The sequence below is a fragment of the Eubacterium ramulus genome (genome assembly GCF_045002895.1).
Classification (GTDB): Bacteria; Bacillota; Clostridia; order Lachnospirales; family Lachnospiraceae; genus Eubacterium_I; species Eubacterium_I ramulus.
In genome coordinates this window covers 26,078-44,979 of record NZ_CP173382.1, presented here as the reverse complement: position 1 = coordinate 44,979, position 18,902 = coordinate 26,078, and the positions used below count along the sequence as shown (strand labels likewise).

Annotated in this window: 15 protein-coding genes; all 15 read right to left on the bottom strand. The window is 43.2% G+C overall.

Features of this window, described 5'->3' with window-relative positions:
- Positions 1-26 precede the first annotated feature (26 nt).
- Positions 27-1,241 (bottom strand): response regulator, encoded by a 1,215-nt coding sequence (locus ACIRUQ_RS00190; protein ID WP_055290188.1) that lies wholly within the window; start codon positions 1,239-1,241, stop codon positions 27-29.
- The gene (locus ACIRUQ_RS00185) at positions 1,216-3,048 is read right to left on the bottom strand and encodes a sensor histidine kinase (RefSeq protein ID WP_055290189.1); all 1,833 of its coding nucleotides are present in this window, start codon (positions 3,046-3,048) and stop codon (positions 1,216-1,218) included. The genes ACIRUQ_RS00190 and ACIRUQ_RS00185 overlap by 26 nt, the downstream gene beginning before the upstream one ends.
- Positions 3,045-4,367, bottom strand: coding sequence for an ABC transporter substrate-binding protein (locus ACIRUQ_RS00180; protein ID WP_055290190.1), 1,323 nt, complete (start codon positions 4,365-4,367; stop codon positions 3,045-3,047). Before ACIRUQ_RS00180 ends, ACIRUQ_RS00185 begins: the two co-directional genes overlap by 4 nt.
- A gap of 160 nt (positions 4,368-4,527) precedes the next feature.
- Positions 4,528-4,938, bottom strand: coding sequence for a VOC family protein (locus ACIRUQ_RS00175; RefSeq protein WP_022035224.1), 411 nt, complete (start codon positions 4,936-4,938; stop codon positions 4,528-4,530).
- A gap of 172 nt (positions 4,939-5,110) precedes the next feature.
- A complete protein-coding gene (locus ACIRUQ_RS00170) occupies positions 5,111-6,517 on the bottom strand; it encodes a hypothetical protein (protein WP_055290191.1) in 1,407 nt (468 codons plus the stop codon).
- A gap of 254 nt (positions 6,518-6,771) precedes the next feature.
- Entirely contained in the window at positions 6,772-8,058 is a 1,287-nt protein-coding gene (locus ACIRUQ_RS00165) for an MFS transporter (protein WP_055290192.1), read from the bottom strand.
- A 154-nt stretch (positions 8,059-8,212) separates the two neighbouring features.
- Positions 8,213-9,265, bottom strand: coding sequence for a zinc-binding alcohol dehydrogenase (locus ACIRUQ_RS00160; RefSeq protein WP_022035221.1), 1,053 nt, complete (start codon positions 9,263-9,265; stop codon positions 8,213-8,215).
- A 216-nt stretch (positions 9,266-9,481) separates the two neighbouring features.
- Positions 9,482-10,489, bottom strand: a complete 1,008-nt coding sequence (locus ACIRUQ_RS00155; RefSeq protein ID WP_022035220.1) for a magnesium transporter CorA family protein — start codon at positions 10,487-10,489, stop codon at positions 9,482-9,484.
- A gap of 201 nt (positions 10,490-10,690) precedes the next feature.
- On the bottom strand, positions 10,691-12,967 hold the full coding sequence (locus ACIRUQ_RS00150; RefSeq protein ID WP_022036448.1) for a xanthine dehydrogenase family protein molybdopterin-binding subunit: 2,277 nt from the start codon (positions 12,965-12,967) through the stop codon (positions 10,691-10,693).
- Entirely contained in the window at positions 12,964-13,431 is a 468-nt protein-coding gene (locus ACIRUQ_RS00145; protein WP_021738909.1) for a (2Fe-2S)-binding protein, read from the bottom strand. Before ACIRUQ_RS00145 ends, ACIRUQ_RS00150 begins: the two co-directional genes overlap by 4 nt.
- A gap of 1 nt (position 13,432) precedes the next feature.
- Positions 13,433-14,233 carry a xanthine dehydrogenase family protein subunit M gene (locus ACIRUQ_RS00140; RefSeq protein ID WP_055290193.1) on the bottom strand — a complete coding sequence of 267 codons (801 nt, stop codon included), beginning with the start codon at positions 14,231-14,233 and terminating at the stop codon, positions 13,433-13,435.
- Between the two features lie 317 nt (positions 14,234-14,550).
- A complete protein-coding gene (gene nth, locus ACIRUQ_RS00135; RefSeq protein ID WP_021738911.1) occupies positions 14,551-15,183 on the bottom strand; it encodes an endonuclease III in 633 nt (210 codons plus the stop codon).
- A gap of 246 nt (positions 15,184-15,429) precedes the next feature.
- Positions 15,430-16,515: a phosphoribosyltransferase gene (locus tag ACIRUQ_RS00130; RefSeq protein ID WP_022036449.1), complete on the bottom strand. Its 1,086-nt coding sequence runs from the start codon at positions 16,513-16,515 to the stop codon at positions 15,430-15,432.
- 285 nt (positions 16,516-16,800) lie between these two features.
- A complete protein-coding gene (locus ACIRUQ_RS00125; protein ID WP_021738914.1) occupies positions 16,801-17,112 on the bottom strand; it encodes a heavy-metal-associated domain-containing protein in 312 nt (103 codons plus the stop codon).
- 147 nt (positions 17,113-17,259) lie between these two features.
- The gene (locus ACIRUQ_RS00120) at positions 17,260-18,813 is read right to left on the bottom strand and encodes an ABC-F family ATP-binding cassette domain-containing protein (protein ID WP_055290194.1); all 1,554 of its coding nucleotides are present in this window, start codon (positions 18,811-18,813) and stop codon (positions 17,260-17,262) included.
- Between the last annotated feature and the right edge of the window lie 89 nt (positions 18,814-18,902).

Here is an 18,902-nt window from a genome sequence, read left to right as displayed (position 1 = left end):
TTGTTATCCAATAAAATCCAGAGATTCTAATAGTAGTTCCGTATACATTCCCGCAACGCCCGGAAAGTCTTTCGTGATTCTGTGTCTTTCTGCAGTTTCTCCTGCATCTCATTATAATCACCTTCGATGAGCTGATACTGGAATAATTTCGTACCAATTTCAGCTACAAAATACAACACCCTGGAGAGTGCCGCATTTTTATTTCCATAATGAATTGCTTCTACCTTATCCATAATCTTGTCAATTTTTTCCAGATAAGATTCATCATGTGCAATGATTGCATGGTAAGCCTCATCCACACTCTTTGCATAGTCTTCAAAGGATACGGTGTAATCTTTATGGATATCTCTGAAATCAATCAGGTGTTTTTCCTCAAAATAATACAGTTCAAAAGCAAACTTTGCCGTTTTGTATGCATTTTTCAGTTGCTTTGCATCGGTAGAATACATACCGATCCCGACTGATAACTCTGTATGTACCTGCGCTGACACCTGCTGTACCACGGGCATGACGTAGGTTTCCACGAAAGTATCTTCCTCTCCACAGGGGAACACTCCCATAAGATGCAGTGCACAGTCGTCTTTGCGCAGGACAAAAGCTTTGCCACGCAGCTTTTGTGCAATCTGATTGTAAATAGAAAAACGAAGCAGATTGAACCGTTCAAAAGAATCCTTTATCATATCAGCTGCCAGATCCGGCCGGATGCCCACACAGATTCCCACAAAAAAATGACCTTCAAAATCGATTTCTTCTGCATCAAACAACTGATACAATTCATCATTTTCAAATCCCTGTCCATCATTAATTTCCCGGAATAGCTGATACATCTCATCATCTTCTTCTTTGAAGATTTCAATGGTATTCTGTTCTTCCAGTTTTTGAATTGCCTTGCGCACCGCATCCTCCAGATCCTTGCGCGCTACAGGTTTCAACAGATAATCAACGGCTCCGCTCTGCAGGGCTTCTTTTGCATAGGTAAATTCCTGATATCCACTGATAAAAATAAACTTTGCATGCATATCCGCTTCATTGCACCACCGAAGTATATCAAGTCCCGTTCGATAAGGCATCATAATATCGGTGATTACAATATCAGGATCAGTTTCTTCCATTACTTCTTTCAACTGTTGTCCATCCCGTGCTTCCCCCACAAGAAGGACATCCTTATTTGTCCAGTCTACCAGTTTCTTTAACCCCTGTAAAATAACTCCCTCGTCATCCGCGATCACTGCTTTCCACATTTTCAGGTTCCTCCCAGATCGGCAAACGATAGGTCACGATCGTTCCCACGCCCTGGAAACTCTCGATACCGAAACCATATTCTTTGCCGCAATTCAGCTTTATTCTGTCATAAACATTTTTCATTCCAACACTCAGGCGACCATTCGCATCTGTTTTTCCAATTTCCGGATTATCCAGTGTCTCCTGCATAATTCGGACCTGATCCTCCTCCATGCCGACACCGTCATCCATCACGACAATCTCCAGATAATCTTCTTTTCGTTCCACACGGATAGCAACCGTACCTTCTCCTTTTTTCTCCCGCAAACCATGACGGATCGCATTCTCTACCACCGGTTGAAGCAGCAGCTTTGGAATATACAGCTGTGCATCTTCATCAGACACCTGGATGCTTAGCCGAATCCTTCCTTCATAACGGACTTTCATAATAACGAAATATTCCCGCAGTGCCTGCAATTCATCCCGCAGCACGATACAGTCGGTATGTTCTCCCATCACATACCGAAGCTGATGTGCGAGACATTCCAGCAATTCTGCTGTCTTTTCATCATTTTTCTCCAGTGCTGTCATACGGATCACATCCAGCGTATTATATAGATAGTGTGGCTGGATCTGCATCTTCAAAGCATTCAGTTCTGCATCTTTCTGACAGATTCTTGCTACATATACCTGATTGATATAATCATTCAGACGTTCTACCATCTTGTTGAATCCGTCCGCAATAATCTCCATCTCATCATGGGTATTGATTTCCAGATGAACATCCATCCGGCCGCTCTCCACCTGCTTCATGGCCTCCTGCACTTTTTGGACAGGTTCACTCATCCTCTTTGAAAATATAATATATAAAAGAACCAGGAAGATACAGGAAAACAGTAAAATAACTGCCATCATGGTACGGTTGCTGAAATAATATCCCATAGCTTCCGCATCGTTCAATTTCAGTACCGCATACTCATCCGTATCCATGATTCTTGCATAAAAAATCCAGTTTCCATCAATCTTTTCATAACCCTCCGATCCTTTCAGCTGAGCCATCACCTTTTCTCCCAACGGATTTCTGCCATCCAGATAATCCTTTCGGTCCTGGCTGTATACATAATGTTTTTCTTTTGGATTACATATATAAAGACTTCCCTTTTCCAGACCAATCTTATCCACCAGATTCTCCAGCACATTCACATTGATATCCACGAACAATGTGCCAAGCGGGGTGTTATATGCACGGTTTATGGAGGTAGTATCCATATAATTGCGCACAAGTACAAAGATGAAATCATCCGAGTTGATACAGATATTACTTTCTTCCGTTGTCCTGAGTACACATAAATCGCGCATCTCATCCTGTGCGATAATTCTCATCTGCGTATAATATTGTGCGTCATTTCGTAATGTTTTTTCCTGATTATAATATACACTGTATATTTTACCATTGATATCAACAAAACGGGTAGATGCAATATGTTTACTCTTGGCCATTACTTCTTTTAAAGCTTCATCCACTTCTAAAGAACGTTCCCCGTCTGTGAGATTACTGTTTTTCAACACGGCTGCAAGACTTTCCCCATCATCCGTCTCATAATTATACAGTTCCGCCATGGCTGCGTCTGCAGATTCCATAATATCTTGCACATTTCTGGCAAAATATCCGTTGATCTGTGCATAATTTCGAATCATGGTTTCCCTGATATTATCTGTAAATCTGGAAAAAAACAGCAGACTGATCAGGAACAATGGAATCACACCAAATAACAGGTATGCCACCGTCATTTTTCCAAAGGTCGTATCCGTTATCCTTCTTCTCATTGATTCGCCTCCTGACTGGCCTCACAGGAGTTCCACAGCTGCTGGATGTGCTGTGCCGTATCAGTTACGGACACTTCACCGTTCCATTCACTGCGTAACAGAAGCAACATGCCTTTTTCAAAATCTACCGGTGTATCTTCATTACCAATATAGGTTGCAATCTGCTTGTCACTACTTCGGAACGCACGCTCCGTTTCTTCCTGAAAAGGAACTCCGGCAGTAGCAATCCATTCTTTTGTCAAGGGAAAACTACAGATTGCCTCACAGGTCAGTGTATAATTCTGCTCGGAATAAAAATATTTCAGAAATGTCATTGCTGCATCATACTTATCCGGATCTTCCTCACATTCCTTTGTCACAGACCAGAACGTATCCAGATTATCACCGGCATAGGTCACACCTTTTACATCCGGCACATAAAACCAGCCTAATTCCATGGAAGGATTCAATTTCTGAATGGCAAAAGAAGTCCATGGACCGGTATACATCATGGCGATTTCTCCCTCCGCCATTTTATATGGCAGATTTCCATCTCTTGTCGTCTGCCAGTCATCGTTGACATATCCCGCATCAAACAGATTTTTCAGATCAGCAAGCATCTGTATCGCTTCCGCATCTGTCCAGGAAACCACTCCCTCCGAGCACTGTCTGATCCAGTCCGGATTCTTTGACAGCACATCCGTACGAAAGAAATGATTTACCCAATATTCCATATGCCACAGATCACTGCCGCCCACACCAATGGGAGTAATCCCCTTGCTTTTCAGTGTTTTACAGATATTCAAAAAGTCCTGATACGTCTGCGGAACACTCAGACCACATCGTTCAAAAATTTCTTTGTTATAAATAATTCCGGAGGTAGATTCCACCGCACCTACTCCGTAAGTTTTTCCGCCTACATCATAGGTATACGTAACCAGATTTTTCACCTCATCTGAGATTTCTCCCAATGTATCACTGTTAGCATAAGACTCCGGCGTCTTCAGCTGCACAATGTCTCCCAGTTCATTCCGCGCAATTTTTTTGATCAGGATATCCTCATAAACCTTGTCCTCATAGTTTACTTCATAGTTAACCTTGATATTCGGATACTTTTTCTCAAAATTTCGCACTGTCGCCTCAATGGCTGAATTCCACTGTGCATTCTGATAGGCATAAACCAGTTCAATCTCAACCTGGTTTTCATCCTTTCCGGCGGATTTTGTCCTTTCCTTGTTGCGAATGTTGTCATAGAACAGAGATCCACACAGAATCACAAGCAATGATACCAAGATGATGATACTGATGATCAATAATCCTCGTTTGCGTCTATTTATCATTTCTTTTCCTCAATCTCAACCTGTCACTTTATCCCATTTTACCACTTTTTCAGTACCTACAATACTACTTTTTGCCGATACATACGATGAAAAGCGGTTCCCCGCAGATTGCGGGGCACCGCTTAAATTTTACAACTCTCAAAAAACAAACTTCTACTGATTATTTACCCTGGATAAACTCAAGTAGAACACCATTGCAGTCACGTACAAACATAACCGCCTCGCCATCCATACGAACCTCATGTGCGATATCAACACCGTTCTCTACAAAACCTGCTTTCAGTGCATCCATGTCATCTGTTGCAAATGCAATATGTTTTGTTCCAACAGTCTGAAGATCTGTATTCGGTGTCAGACGATCTTCCGGGATTTTTTTCGGCTCATCATACTCGAATAATTCAATCTGGAATCCATCTTTCTCGATGAACACGATTTTTGCTTTCAGCGGCGGTACATATCCGTCATTTTTTACTACCTCAAAACCAAGATTCTTTTTGTACCACGCAAGAGACTCTTCCATATTGTAAACACTGATTCCTGCATGCAATACTTTTTTTACGTTTGTTGTCATTTCATCCACCTCATATTTTTTTCTAATGCTTCCGTACCCTCCACAAAACTTATCGGAGTGCAAAGCACGGAGCAATCCACGCAATCAGGATTTGGTTGTTTTAAGACCCAAATCATATAATTTTAGTATACTATATCTCTACTGGTTTGACCAGTATAAACACTATATTTTCTTATGCTGTGACAACTAACGTTCCGCCACCTGCCAGTGCAAATTCACCTGCCTGAGCACCTTTTGCTGTAATTGTCACACCGGTCGGTGCATCAATCTGTGCAGGCTCTACATCTGTCACAAACACGACATCAGAATCTGCTGTTGCAACCCATTTACTTCCTTTGTCAAATGCGACATTCGCATGCTGGATTGCACCTGTCAGCTGTGTGCTGTTGAGCATTACCCACATTTCTCTCGTGGTATCTTCGTGGAGCAGATCACCTTTGACATCCATGTCTGTCATAACAACATTTACACCAAATACATCTTTCGTAACTTTTGTTGCACATGGATCATCATTTACAATGGTGTGAACCAGAATACCTTTGTCGGAAGAAATATTTACATCACAAAGATCCAGCATCATGTTGTGGCTCTTAACCAGTACACACTCTTTCTTCGTGTGGATGTCTCCGCCTGTAACTGTGATATCCGCAACTTCTTCCTGCCACCCATTTACACAGTGAGTCAGTGCAAAGTAAGATCCACACTCTGCGGTACAGTCATTAAATGTCATATCGGAATTTCCTGCAACAATGGCTGCCATACAGGACATATCAAAGTTACAGTCATTGAAGTAATCGTGGCATCCCGGATCGGAGTATGCACCGTAACCGCTCTTGGTACAAACAATATCACAGTCATTTGCTTCCAGGTATACATAGCCTTCGGAAGACTCTGTGGACAGAGCTGCCCATCCATCACAGATGATTTTTGAATTGTAGAAGTAACTGGAGGAATTGGACATCGTACAGTGAGTACGTGTATTTCCATCCATCTCCAGTGCTGGTGGCGGAGTAGACATTAACGCATCCGGTCTCTCGATATCGTCACCATACGGAATGCCGTGTGCACAGATTACAGAATCATATACTTTCAATACAGAACCTTCCTCTGCTGCTGTTGCATAACGGGTTCTTCCATTTGTATCAATCACTGCATTTTTGATGGTCAGTTTTGCATTGTATTTTGCTGATGCACCACTGGCCGGTCCACCGATCCCCTGTCCGTCTCCGGCAAGGCTGATGTATGCGGTATCTACAGTCACGTCTGTACCTGCGCCCTCTGCATAGATAGCACCTTCCGTTCCTTCATAGGCTACAACTTTCAGATTCTCCACCTTGTTATCAGATACTTTTCCGCCATATACTACGGATGGATTGGAAGTAGCCTCGTCATATTTTCCATCTTTAATATGTACGGCTGCTACTGCGTCATCTGCCGGTGCAAACCAGTTGATCTTCGGTTTACCCGGATTTAATACAGCATTGACGCCCTCAATAATATCTGCCATGGTCAGCATGTTTTTGCATTCTTCCCGTGCCGGTTTATTTTTCTGCACGCCTTTGATTTTTACCAGTTCCATACCATTTCTCCTTTTCTTCCACATGAGTGGATAGTCATTTTATTTTCTGTTTCTAACATCAACTTGTTTTTCTTATTACTCTTTCCGATTCACGCACATTCCCAGTATCTTACTAGGTTTTTCCTGTTTTTGAAAAATGACCCCTGCACATACATGCAGAAGTCATTTTTCCATAGGTTCATAGGTTTAGGCAATATAGGTAATCATATATATTATTCTGTATGTCTAATATGTATGATTATAAATCGTTTTTATTATTTTTTACCATAATCACGGTCAGCTGCGTTGGCATCTTTCATGCCAAGCATTGTAAGTAATGTTACGATACCAACTGCAAGAATGATCAGCAACATAATGTACGCAGAAGCTGCCTGACCTTTTCCGATAAATCCAACCATAATCTGTGCTGCAACTGCTGACGGAATTAACTGGATTGCCATGATAATACGGTTTGCTGACTGATACTCTCTACGTCCATAAGCAAAGGCCATAATACACGGATGAAGTGTTGGTACACCACCTGTCATACAAGCTACACCAAAGCCCCACATAAGCATCAGTGGAACGCTGCCGCCTTCCGGCTGAAGCATTAATCCAAGAATTGGAAGTAATTCACATAAGCCAAGTACGATTGCTGCTTTTACAGTTCCTACTTTATCATCGATCAGACCGAATACATAAGACATCGGAATACCAAGAATTGCGCCAATTGCAAGATATTTTGTAGCTGTCGGCCATACTCCATCACCCAGTGTAAGGTAACGCATTGCCATGGAACCCATACAAGCATTGATGATAAATGTAAGTGCTCCAAAAGAAATAATAACCTGCCATCCTTTCTTTGTTGTAAGAATGTCTTTGATAGTCAGTTTAACTTCTTCTCCACCTGCCTCTGATTTTGGTGCATGATCTGCGCCATCCGGATAAAGTCCAGCTTCTTCCGGTGTGTCTTTGATTAAAAATCCAACGACAATCGCTACAATTACCAGTAATACAGCAATTCCGATATAAAATGGTCTGTAATCTCCACCGAAGTTTCCTCTGATCAAACCTGTCATTCCTGCAGTACCGATAACTGAGAACAATGGGCTACCTACTGTAACAATACCCATAATCTGTCCTCTGAAACGAACAAACCAGCTTGCTACTAATTGGAATCCAGCCATCTGGAGCATCATACAAGTACATCTGGTAATAAACAGCGAAACAAAGTACAGTGTATAGTTTCCTGCTCCATCATTACAAGAGAGTCCATTTGCTGCTGCAATTCCAAGACAACCTACCGCACAGATAATCATTGTCGGAATCAGGGATTTCTTTACTCCAAATTTGATAAACATGGTTCCGTAAAGGAATGTTAATACGATACAAACAAAGTTACCAACAGTCATCGGTGCCATAGTAGCGTCACCACTCCATGCACTGAACTCCTGAATAATGTTGATCTGGTCATTCTGAAGTCCTGAATACAGGAACATGAAAACGATACCCAGTACGGAAAGTAAGATTCCATATCCCAAGAATTTTTTGTTTTTAGCCATTTTTCAATTTTCCTCCTTTTATCACGATAAGTCCCATTTGCCTGAGCCACTCTTGATGCTTGTATTTTGCCACATCTCTGACCTGTCTTAAAGGCAACTTTTTGTGAAAAAAGTGCTGTTTTTTTAGATTTTATTTATAAAGTTTATACTTTTTTTATTCTTCCCAGCAGATCAGTCCGCCTGTCATATCCGGATTTACATGTGGGAATACATAATCAGCATATGCTTCCGGAATCTGTTTGTATGAAAACTCGTGGCTGATCAACGGAGTGATATCGAGTTTGCCATATTTGATCAAATTTAAGAATACCTGAATATCCTCATCACTCGTCCAGCAGTCAGAGTTCACATAACGATTCAGTTTTTTGCCCATTACCGGCGGCCAAGCGCCCTCGATCAACAGATCTGCTCTTCTTAATTTATATGGTTTGGAGTTTACATATGTACCGATCAGGCTTGCACCTTTCTGCATGATCGGATCATCGATCGGCGGCATAGCCTCGCCGTGTACCTGTGAAATCATAACGACACGTCCACGCTCGGAAACAAGTTCAGCTGCCTGCATTAACGGTCCTCTTGCGCCGGTTGCCTCGAAAATAACCGGAAGTCCGCCGCGGTTTAATTTTGCAACTTCACGTTCCAGTCCATCCGGATCTTCTTTTGAGTTGATGACAACATCTGCTCCCATTTTCTTTGCTGCTTCCAGGCGGTTGTTATCCAAATCAGTTACGATAACCGGAACAGCACCTGCAATTCTTGCACACTGTGCTGTGATCGCTCCTACAAATCCCTGTCCGAGAACTGCACACGGCTCACCAAGCTGTAAATTAGAACGGCGGAGTGCATACATTCCTGTATGGCCAAGGTTCCAGAATGCTGCCTGTTTTAAGTCAACGCCTTCCGGACAAAGTGTACAGTTTAATTCAGATGTTACGACATACTGCGCATGCTCTACGGTTGCTACTACATGATCGCCAACTTTTAAGTCCTCCACACCTTCACCAACCTCAATAACTTCTGCTGCCATCGCATATCCGATACTTGTTGGAAGCGGTACGATATGTTCACCAAGAAGTCCGTTCTCTGTTCCCGGACTCATTGCGCTGTATTTTGCTTTCAGTAATACCTCTCCTTTACCCGGTGCCGGAATCTCTTTCTCCTTTAAGACTACTTTCCCCGGCTGAGCCTCTGCATAGATAGTTTTCATATTAATTTTCCCCTCCTGTTTTTATGCGGACTATTTTTATGCCAGAAACGATATTTTCTGCATAAAAAAAGCCGCTGCCTATGAAATTTATTATCTTGATGCGATAATTATTTCATAAGCAACGACTTATCTCAATGTCGTTTTCTGTGAAAAACAGGACGTTTTTTGTGATATTAATTTCCAGTTTAATGATAGGTAAAATAGTGGTTTCTGGTGTTACAACATATTTTTCTTTCTTAAGATCAGCAGGATCAAAATACAGATTACCAGAGTTCCGATACAGATAATTCCGAATCCATAAGGAGTATCAGACAATGGCATCCATTTCCCACTGACGTTCATTCCGTACAATCCGGAAATAATCGTCGGAATCGCCATAACCAGAGTGATTGACGTCAGATATTTCATGACATTATTCAAGCGGTTATTGATAACTGAGGATACCAGTTCACGGGTACCATTGATGATATCACGATAGATCATTGTCATCTCAATCGCCTGCTTGTTCTCGATAATGACATCATCCAGCAGTTCCGTATCTTCCGGATACTGTTCCAGTCGTTTATATCTGGACAGACGTTCCAGCACAACACCATTTGCTCTTAAGGATGTGGCAAAATATACCAGGGTCGATTCCAGTTCATGCAAGTTTACAAGATCTTCATCCTCGGTATTTCCGCCGATATTTTCCTCAATATCCGTTCTCTTTTTATCAATGATACGCAGTGTACTCTGATACATTGCTGAAGTACGGAACAGAATCTGATATACAAAACGCATTTTTTTCTTTGTGGAAAATTCACGCACTCTGCGTTCAATAAAATGCTGCAGGATCGGTGTCTCCTCGGTGCACACTGTGATAATACATTCCTGTGTCAGAAGGATACCCAGCGGGATTGTGGTATAGTTCTTGGATTCATGACGGATCTCCATCGCCGGAATATCCACCAGAATCAGTGTATAACCATCCTCAAGTTCAATACGGGAACTCTCTTCCTCATCCAGTGCGGCACGGACATCTACCATATCAATATCATATTTTTCCGCGACTTCCTGACTCTCCTCCATGGTTGGATTTGTCATCATAATCCAGACTCCCGGATCCATCTCTTCTACTTCATGAAGGACACGGTTGTCCGTTTTATACACGGTCATCATATGTGCCACACCTGCCTCTCTGATATATTCAAGATTTGTCTGCAAATCTTGCTGCGAACTGAACATCTGCAAAACTGATATTTTCCGCTGTTCAGTTCTGCAATCCTTACGGAGTATTCTTTTGCTTTGAAGAAGTAAAAGAATGCCTTAAAACTTATTGTACCAAGTTTTAAGGCATTTTGGTAGTGCTGAACGTAATTTTTACCAGTCTTTTTCACATTCTTTTCCTTTTTTATAAGGAAATGCACTGATTTTTACTTCTTTTTTCTATTCTTCCGGTGTACCCATTGCAATTTTCTCCGGTGTGATCGGAAGTTCACGCACCCAGATACCTGTTGCATTGGCAACCGCATGTGCCAATGCCGGAGATGGTGTATTGATAACAATCTCTCCGATGGATTTTGCGCCAAACGGGCCGGACTGTTCATAACTGCTCTCGAACTCAACCCGGAGTCTGCACACATCCACACGAGCTGGAATCTTATACTGCATCAGGGAATTGTTCATCATTCTTCCGTAGTCCGTATACTGTACATTCTCATACAATGCCATGCCGATACCCTGTCCGAGACCGCCTTCTACCTGAACTCTTGCCAGATTCGGGTTCAGCGGAGTACCGCAGTCAACTACAGCCACATAATCGATCAGTTCCAGTTCACCGGTTTCTTTATCAATTTCCACTTCTGCCATTCCGACCATAAACGGTGGCGGAGAAACCGGAGAATAATGGCTCTCCGTTACCTGAAGTGCATGGTTATTGGCACACATGGAATGCACACCGATTTCCGCTGTTGTCACGGTTTTTCCTGTGGAAATACAGCTTACACGGTCTCCTTCAAAACGGGTATCGTCCACGTTGCACTCCAACATCTGAGCAGCTGTCTGCTTCATCTCTTCGATCAGATGAAGTGCTGTCTTTTCCACGGCTTTACCGGTAACGTATGCCGTACTGGATGCGTAAGATCCGGAATCGTAAGGTGAGGTATCGGTATCTGCACCGGATACTGCGATCCTGTCCGTATCACATTCCAGACATTCCGCTGCCACCTGCGCCAGTGTCGTATCACATCCGGTTCCCATATCAGCAGCAGCGATAGAGAGCAGATATGTTCCATCTTCGTTCAGCTTAATGGTCGCAGATCCTACATCCACATTGGAAATACCGGATCCCTGCATGGACATGGCCATACCGACGCCTCGCACTTTTCCGTTGCCCATATCCCGGCAAGGGAACTTCTCTTTCCACCCGATCATCTCTGCCGCGCGTTCCAGACAACGATCCAGCGCACAACTGTTGTTTGGCTCACCATAATAAGCAGGCATGATATCGCCTTCCCGCACCATATTTATCTCACGCAGCTTCACCGGATCCATATGCAGTTTCTGCGCCAGTTCGTTCACCGCTGATTCGAGTGCAAACTGACCTTGTGTCGCACCATATCCACGATATGCTCCTGCAGACATTACATTGGTATACACAACATCATAATCAAAACGGAATGCCTCTGCTTTTGCATAAAGCGGAATGGATTTGTGTCCGCTTAATCCTACCGTTGTCGGTCCATGCTCACCGTAAGCACCGGTATTTGACAGTGTATACATATCAATCGCACGGATGGTTCCGTCCTTCATTGCACCTACTTTTACATGTACTTCCATCTCATGCCGGGGAGAGGATGCAATCTGGGATTCCTCTCTGGTAAAAATGATTTTGGACGGTTTCTTTGTCATCCAGGTTACAAATGCCGGATACACTTCAGAAACTGCGGTCTGTTTTGCTCCAAACCCACCGCCCACACGCGGTTTTGACACACGGATCTGAGACTTCGGAATACCAAGAGCATTTGATACAATTCTTCGCACATGGAATACAATCTGTGTGGAACTGAAAATATTCAGTCTGCCATAGGCATCCACAGAACAGTAAGTACGGAATGTCTCCATCATCGCCTGCTGATCTGCGACAGTATGATAAGTATGCTCCACAATGGTATCACATTCTGCCATCACACCGTCCACATCGCCTTCTTCCGATCTGGCTGTGGCGCAGAGATTCCGTTTATTGTCCGCGCCAACCGGACAGAGTGATCTCCAGTTATCCTCCGGATGAATCAGGATTTCATTATCTTTTGCCACATGAAAATCCAGAATTGCCGGAAGCACTTCATATTTCACTTTGATCAGACGCATGGCTTTTTCCACGCAGGCTTCATCCTCACCGGCAATGATCGCCACCGGATCACCCACAAAACGTACATGCCGGTCCAGGATCAGACGATCATAAGGTGTCGCTTCCGGATAGGTCTGTCCCGCTGTGGTAAAACGCTGCTGCGGAACATCTTCCCAGGTATAGATTGCTTCAATTCCCGGTACTTTTTCCGCTGCAGTCTTATTGATTTCTTTTATGATTGCATTGGCATGGGGACTGCGCAGTAATTTGACGATCAGACAGTCCTTCGGAACCAGATCGTCCATAAAAACCGGTTTTCCTGTCACCAGCGCCATGGCATCTTTTTTTCGAATTGGCTGATTTACTGCTTTCATCTGCTGCCTCCATTCTTTTTGTATTCCAGAAAAGCTTTGATTCCACGCATCTGTCCTTCATATCCGGAACATCTGCAAAGATTTCCTGCTAAATATTCTTTGATTTCTTCATCAGAAGGATCCGGATTTTCCCGGAATAATGCAATGGCATTCATGATCATTCCCGGATTGCAGAACCCACACTGCTCTGCCCCCTGATCTGCAATAAATGCACCAAATTCTTCGGCCTCTTTCTGAAGTCCTTCTAAAGTATCTACTTTACATCCGTTTACCCGTGCCACCAGCATGGAACAGGAAAGTACCGGTTTATCATTTACAAATACAGTACAAAGTCCACAGTTAGATGTCTCACAGCCACGCTTTACACTGTAACAACCATGGTCACGCACAAAGTCAATAAGTAATGTATCCGGTTTTACAAGTGCTTCCACTTTTTTTCCATTTAATGTAATTGTCACAACCATCTTACTGCACCTCCTCTGTCACGGTCAGCAGCGCACGACGGATCAGCACCTTGGCAAGATGTGTCCGATATGCAGCACTGGCACGCATGTTATCCTGCGTTGGAATCTGAGCCGCAAATTCGTCTGCGATTTTTGCAGCTGCATCTGCACGATTCTGTGCAAGATCTGCATTCTGTGTCTCTGATAACGTCAGCAGCATCGCTTTCTGTGGTCTCGCACCTACAGCGACTCTGATTCCTCTTTCATCCCGACAGACAGCACAGGTTAATACTGGAAAATCTGTTTTTGTATTTCTCTGGGACAGATAAACACATTTACCCGGTGTCTTTTTTACGATCAGGCGGATCAGTACATCATTATCTCTTGGAAGATTCACAAAATCTGCCAGAGACAGAATTCCACTGTGATGCAGTTCCACATAGGTATCCATTGCCAGGAAGCAGGTCAGTACATCCGAAAAACCAAATCTTCCGAAAATACTTCCTCCCACAGTGGCCAGATTTCGAAACTGTACACCTACAATATGACGTACACTCTCGCGCACTGCTCCGTCGCTCCACTGATTCAGTCCTTCATGTAACTCCAGCTGTCGTAAGGATGTCATACACCCGATAGAAAACTGTGTCTCATCTTCCTCGATCGTATCAAGACCAAGACCCGACAGATCTATCGCAGTCTGTATTCTGTGATCTCCCATTTTCATCCAGAGCATTCCACCAATGATCTGATTGGTGCGCTTCTGATTCAGTTCAAATGCCTGTTCCAGACTTTCTGCCTTCACATACTCTTTGATTTCCAGCATTCATGTTCTCCTTTTTTTACAATGATTTCAAAGTTTTCTTTCATACAAAGCTTTATTCATCCCCTATTTTGCTGCAAATATAATCTTCGCTTTTACACAGGGATTTTTATCTCAGTCGAGAAGACTCCCACTTCTGCAAGTGGTGAGTAAAAACAAGTCTTTCTCAGTGGGAGTACAATCTCCGACTGAGATAAACGCTCCGCGTGGATGTGCAGTGATTCTGAAAAGAATATGTCAGCTTTCGCTGACCAGAATCACGCACCAAGTCTCACGTGCGTTCGACTTGAATTTATCGCATCTTAACAATATCACTAACATCAGATGCGTTTTTTACAGATATCATTCAGACAGCATTTATCGCAATACGGCTGTGTCCGTGCAGTACAGACTTCTCGCCCGTGCAATACAAGACGATGGCAGAAATCGCTGCCTTCCTCCGGTGGAATGATCTTCCACAATTCCATCTCAACTTTTTTCGGCTCCTTAATGCCATCCACCAATCCCATACGGTTCACCAGACGGATGCAGTGGGTATCTGTCACGATGGCAGGTTGCCCAAACACATCTCCCATGATCAGATTGGCACTTTTTCGTCCCACACCCGGAAGTTTCAGCAAGGCGTTAAAATCCTTCGGCACTTTTCCATCAAACTCGTCCCGGAGCATCTTCATGCAGGCACTGATATCTCTGGCTTTGCTCTTGCCAAGTCCACAGGGACGGACAATCTCCTCGATATCTGCCACATCAGCATCCGCCAGTGCTTCCACGCCTGGGTATTTTTCAAATAACGTCGGAACGATCATATTGACTCTCGCATCCGTACATTGCGCCGCCAGCCGGACACTGACCAACAGTTTCCAGGCCTGATCATAATCCAATGTACAGTCTGCATCCGGATATTCTGTTTTCAGACGATTGATGATTTCAAGCGCCCGTTGCTTTTTGGTCATATTTTTCCTCGCAATCTTTTCTATTTATCCGTCAAATAGCTGCATGATACTGCCTGCAAGCAGTCGTATCTTTTTCTGTTTCTACTTCTATAATAAATGCGGCTTCTACGTTCTTCGAACTCTCGAATCCGCAACACACATTCGCATTCCAGGCTATCTCCCTACATGCTCATGTGTGTTTATCCGTCAAATAGCTGCATGATACTGCCTGCAAGCAGTCGTATCATGCAGCTATTGACAGATTTATTATAGCATATATTTTCTCAATGCTGTTGTAATCTCTTCGATTCTCTGTTCTGCGATCTCGCGCACAGTCATTCCTTTTAAACTCTCGATATAGCCAAGTTCCTGACGATACAGCCAGTTTTTCTGTGCGTCGTTCAACTCCTGATAATGGTTTGCTTCCACCCAGTCATTGTATGCCAAAGGAGCCGGATAACCAAGTTTCTCATCCAGCAATTCCTTCAGATCGATCTCATCTGCACGCTCCAGCATGCCGTTCCAGAATTCCAGCACTTCCTCTACATGCTCATGGATTTCGTAACGACGTGCGCCACCATCATAGATGATACATTTCTCAAATAACGGATTGCACATAGAAAGTGTCTGACGTCTGAATTCCGGCGCAATGATACCACCTTTCCAGTAGAAATCGACATCCGGAAGGTTGATGCCGGATACACCTTTATCCTGGTAAGTTGCAAAAATACCTTCATAAAATACTGTAATAAATCCCTCAAAATCCGGCCAGTATTCACGGATTTCCTCGGTCAGGCGTTCTAAAATCTCAATGCCTTTTGTCCCACCGATCGTAAAGATGATAATATTGCGCAGTTTTGCTCCGTGTGCGCGGTAAAAATCAGTCACATATCGCAGACAATGGATCAATGTCTCTCCGGTAGCAATGATATCACCGATCAACAAGGTACTTCCAGGCACCATCGTCAGCTTGCTGTATTTAATCTCAAGACCGGCAATCTCATCTTCATGGAACACACGCTCACTGGACAGAAAACTGATGTCATGCACACGGATATGCTCACGATAGCAGCTCTCCTCCAGCGGATAGTTTAACGCACCACGCAGAATAGACAGAATGTTGGCGGTTGTCACCTTCTTCTGTTCTTTGAAATAATACAACATCTGGGAAGTGGACGGAATCAGACAATAATAAGTCTCATATCCAACGATCTCCGGATTATTTAATAATTTCCGTGTCTCCGCTTCTGATACAATATAATATTCATTTTTAAAGTCTCCGCCCTCCAGTTGATAGCAGGATACGCCCTGATCTACAAATGTTGGGACAATCTGTACATTCTTCCAGTTCATCCTTCGTCTCTCCTGTTTTTTGCATATAGATTTATTATACAATGATTCGACAAATCCTGCCATGAAATTTTTTACAGAATCTCGGCTTTATTCATATACAAAATGCACAACGAAGCCACCGGTTGCTTCTTATTCCCAACTATGGTTCTTCGCCGTGCATTCTGCTTTTTCATAAAAGTATCTTCCATGGACTGCAACATCTGAATGCATAAAGAAAAAGCCGGCAACTACAACAGAATTTCCTCTGTCGTAATTGTCGGCTTTTCACTGCATATTCCCGGTTTCTTATTTCTTTCCAAAATGGAAGAAACCTTTCTTTTCTTTTTTCTCATAAGGTTTCGATTCATAAGATAATACTTTATATCCAATATCTTTTACCTGTTTTTTCACCCATGGAATATCAAGTTCTGCATCGCTGATGATGACGGTCTCTCCGGCACTTGCTGAAGAAGAGACTTTATTTACTTTAAAATTGTTGCGGATGACTTCATTCATATGAGCTTCACACATGCTGCATGACATACCATCAATTTTTAATACAGTTTTTACCATACTGATTCCTTCTTTCTCAAATGATGATTTTTCAATCAACATCATTGTATACCCCTGTGGGGTACTCTGTCAATCACTTCAGTTAGCATACACTACTGCACTATTGATGTTTTTTTCTCAATATATTCTGCAACCATTTCGTAACAGCCTGTATCCTCTTCCTTCATGTATATGCAATGCGCAATAGATTTTTTATAACTTGGTAGTCCACTGGCTCATATTCCAGATTTCGTCTACCACATCCTGATAAAATTCCGGCTCATGGCAAATCAGCAGGATACTTCCGCGATACTCCTGCAATGCAGTCTTTAACGCATCCTTTGCATCCACATCTAAATGGTTGGTCGGCTCATCCAGAAGCAGGAAATTCGTATCACGATTCAGCAATTTGCACAGACGCACTTTCGCCTGCTCACCACCGCTTAACACACGCACCTGGCTTTCAATATGCTTCGTTGTCAGTCCACATTTTGCCAAAGCGGAACGCACTTCATACTGGGAAAATGATGGAAACTCTTCCCAGATTTCTTCGATACAGCTGTTGCGGTTATCCGGGCTTACTTCCTGTTCAAAATAACCAAGCTGCAGTTTTTCGCCCAGTTCACATTCACCGGAAATAGATGGTATCAATCCCAAAATACTCTTCAACAACGTTGTTTTTCCGATTCCGTTTGTACCGACCAGCGCGATCTTCTGACCACGCTCCATGGAGAAATTCAGCGGTTTGGACAACGGCTCATCATAACCGATCACCAGATCCTGTGTCTCAAACAGCATTTTTCCCGGTGTCTGTCCATACTGAAAATGGAATTCCGGCTTCGGCCGCTCTGCCGCCAGTTCGATGACATCCATTTTATCCAGTTTTTTCTGACGGGACATTGCCATATTTCTGGTAGAAACTCTGGCTTTATTTCTTGCCACAAAATCCTTTAACTCGCTGATTTCCTGCTGCTGTCTGCGGTATGCTGCCTCAAGCTGCGCTTTTTTCATGGCGTACACTTCCTGGAAATGCTCATAATCACCAACATAACGGTTCAGTTCCTGATTTTCCATATGATAAATAATGTTTACTACTTCATTCAGAAACGGAATATCATGAGAGATCAGAATAAATGCATTTTCATAATCCAGCAGATAACGTTTCAGCCATGCGATATGCTCTTCATCCAGATAGTTCGTCGGCTCGTCCAGCAATAAAATATCCGGTTTTTCAAGCAGTAATTTTGCCAGTAAAACTTTTGTTCTCTGACCACCACTTAAGTCCGTTACATCGCGATCCAGTCCAAGATCCAGCAGGCCTAATGCACGGGCAACTTCATCTACTTTCGCATCGATCATATAAAAATCATGCTGATCCAGCAATTCCTGATAAGTACCCGTCTCTTCCAGCAGACGTTCCATCTCCTCCGGTGTGGCCTCCGCCATCTGCTCAAACATCTGGTTCATCTCTGTCTCCATCTCAAACAGCCAGGAAAATGCAGAGCGCAGTACATCTCCGATGGTCATTCCTTCTTCCAGCACCGCATGCTGATCCAGATACCCAGCACGGACATTTTTTGCCCATTCGACTTTTCCTTCATCCGGCATCAGGCGTCCGGTTACAATACTCATAAATGTGGATTTTCCCTCACCGTTTGCACCGATCAGACCGATATGCTCGCCCTTCAGCAAACGAAAGGATACATCTTCAAAAATCGCACGGTCACCAAACCCATGCGTCAGGTGCTCTACATTTAAAATACTCATTTATCTATGTGTTCTCCTTTGTTTTATGATTCACTCAGTTTTTTCTGATAGCAAAATTTTTACACCATGCTATCATACCAGAATCTTTT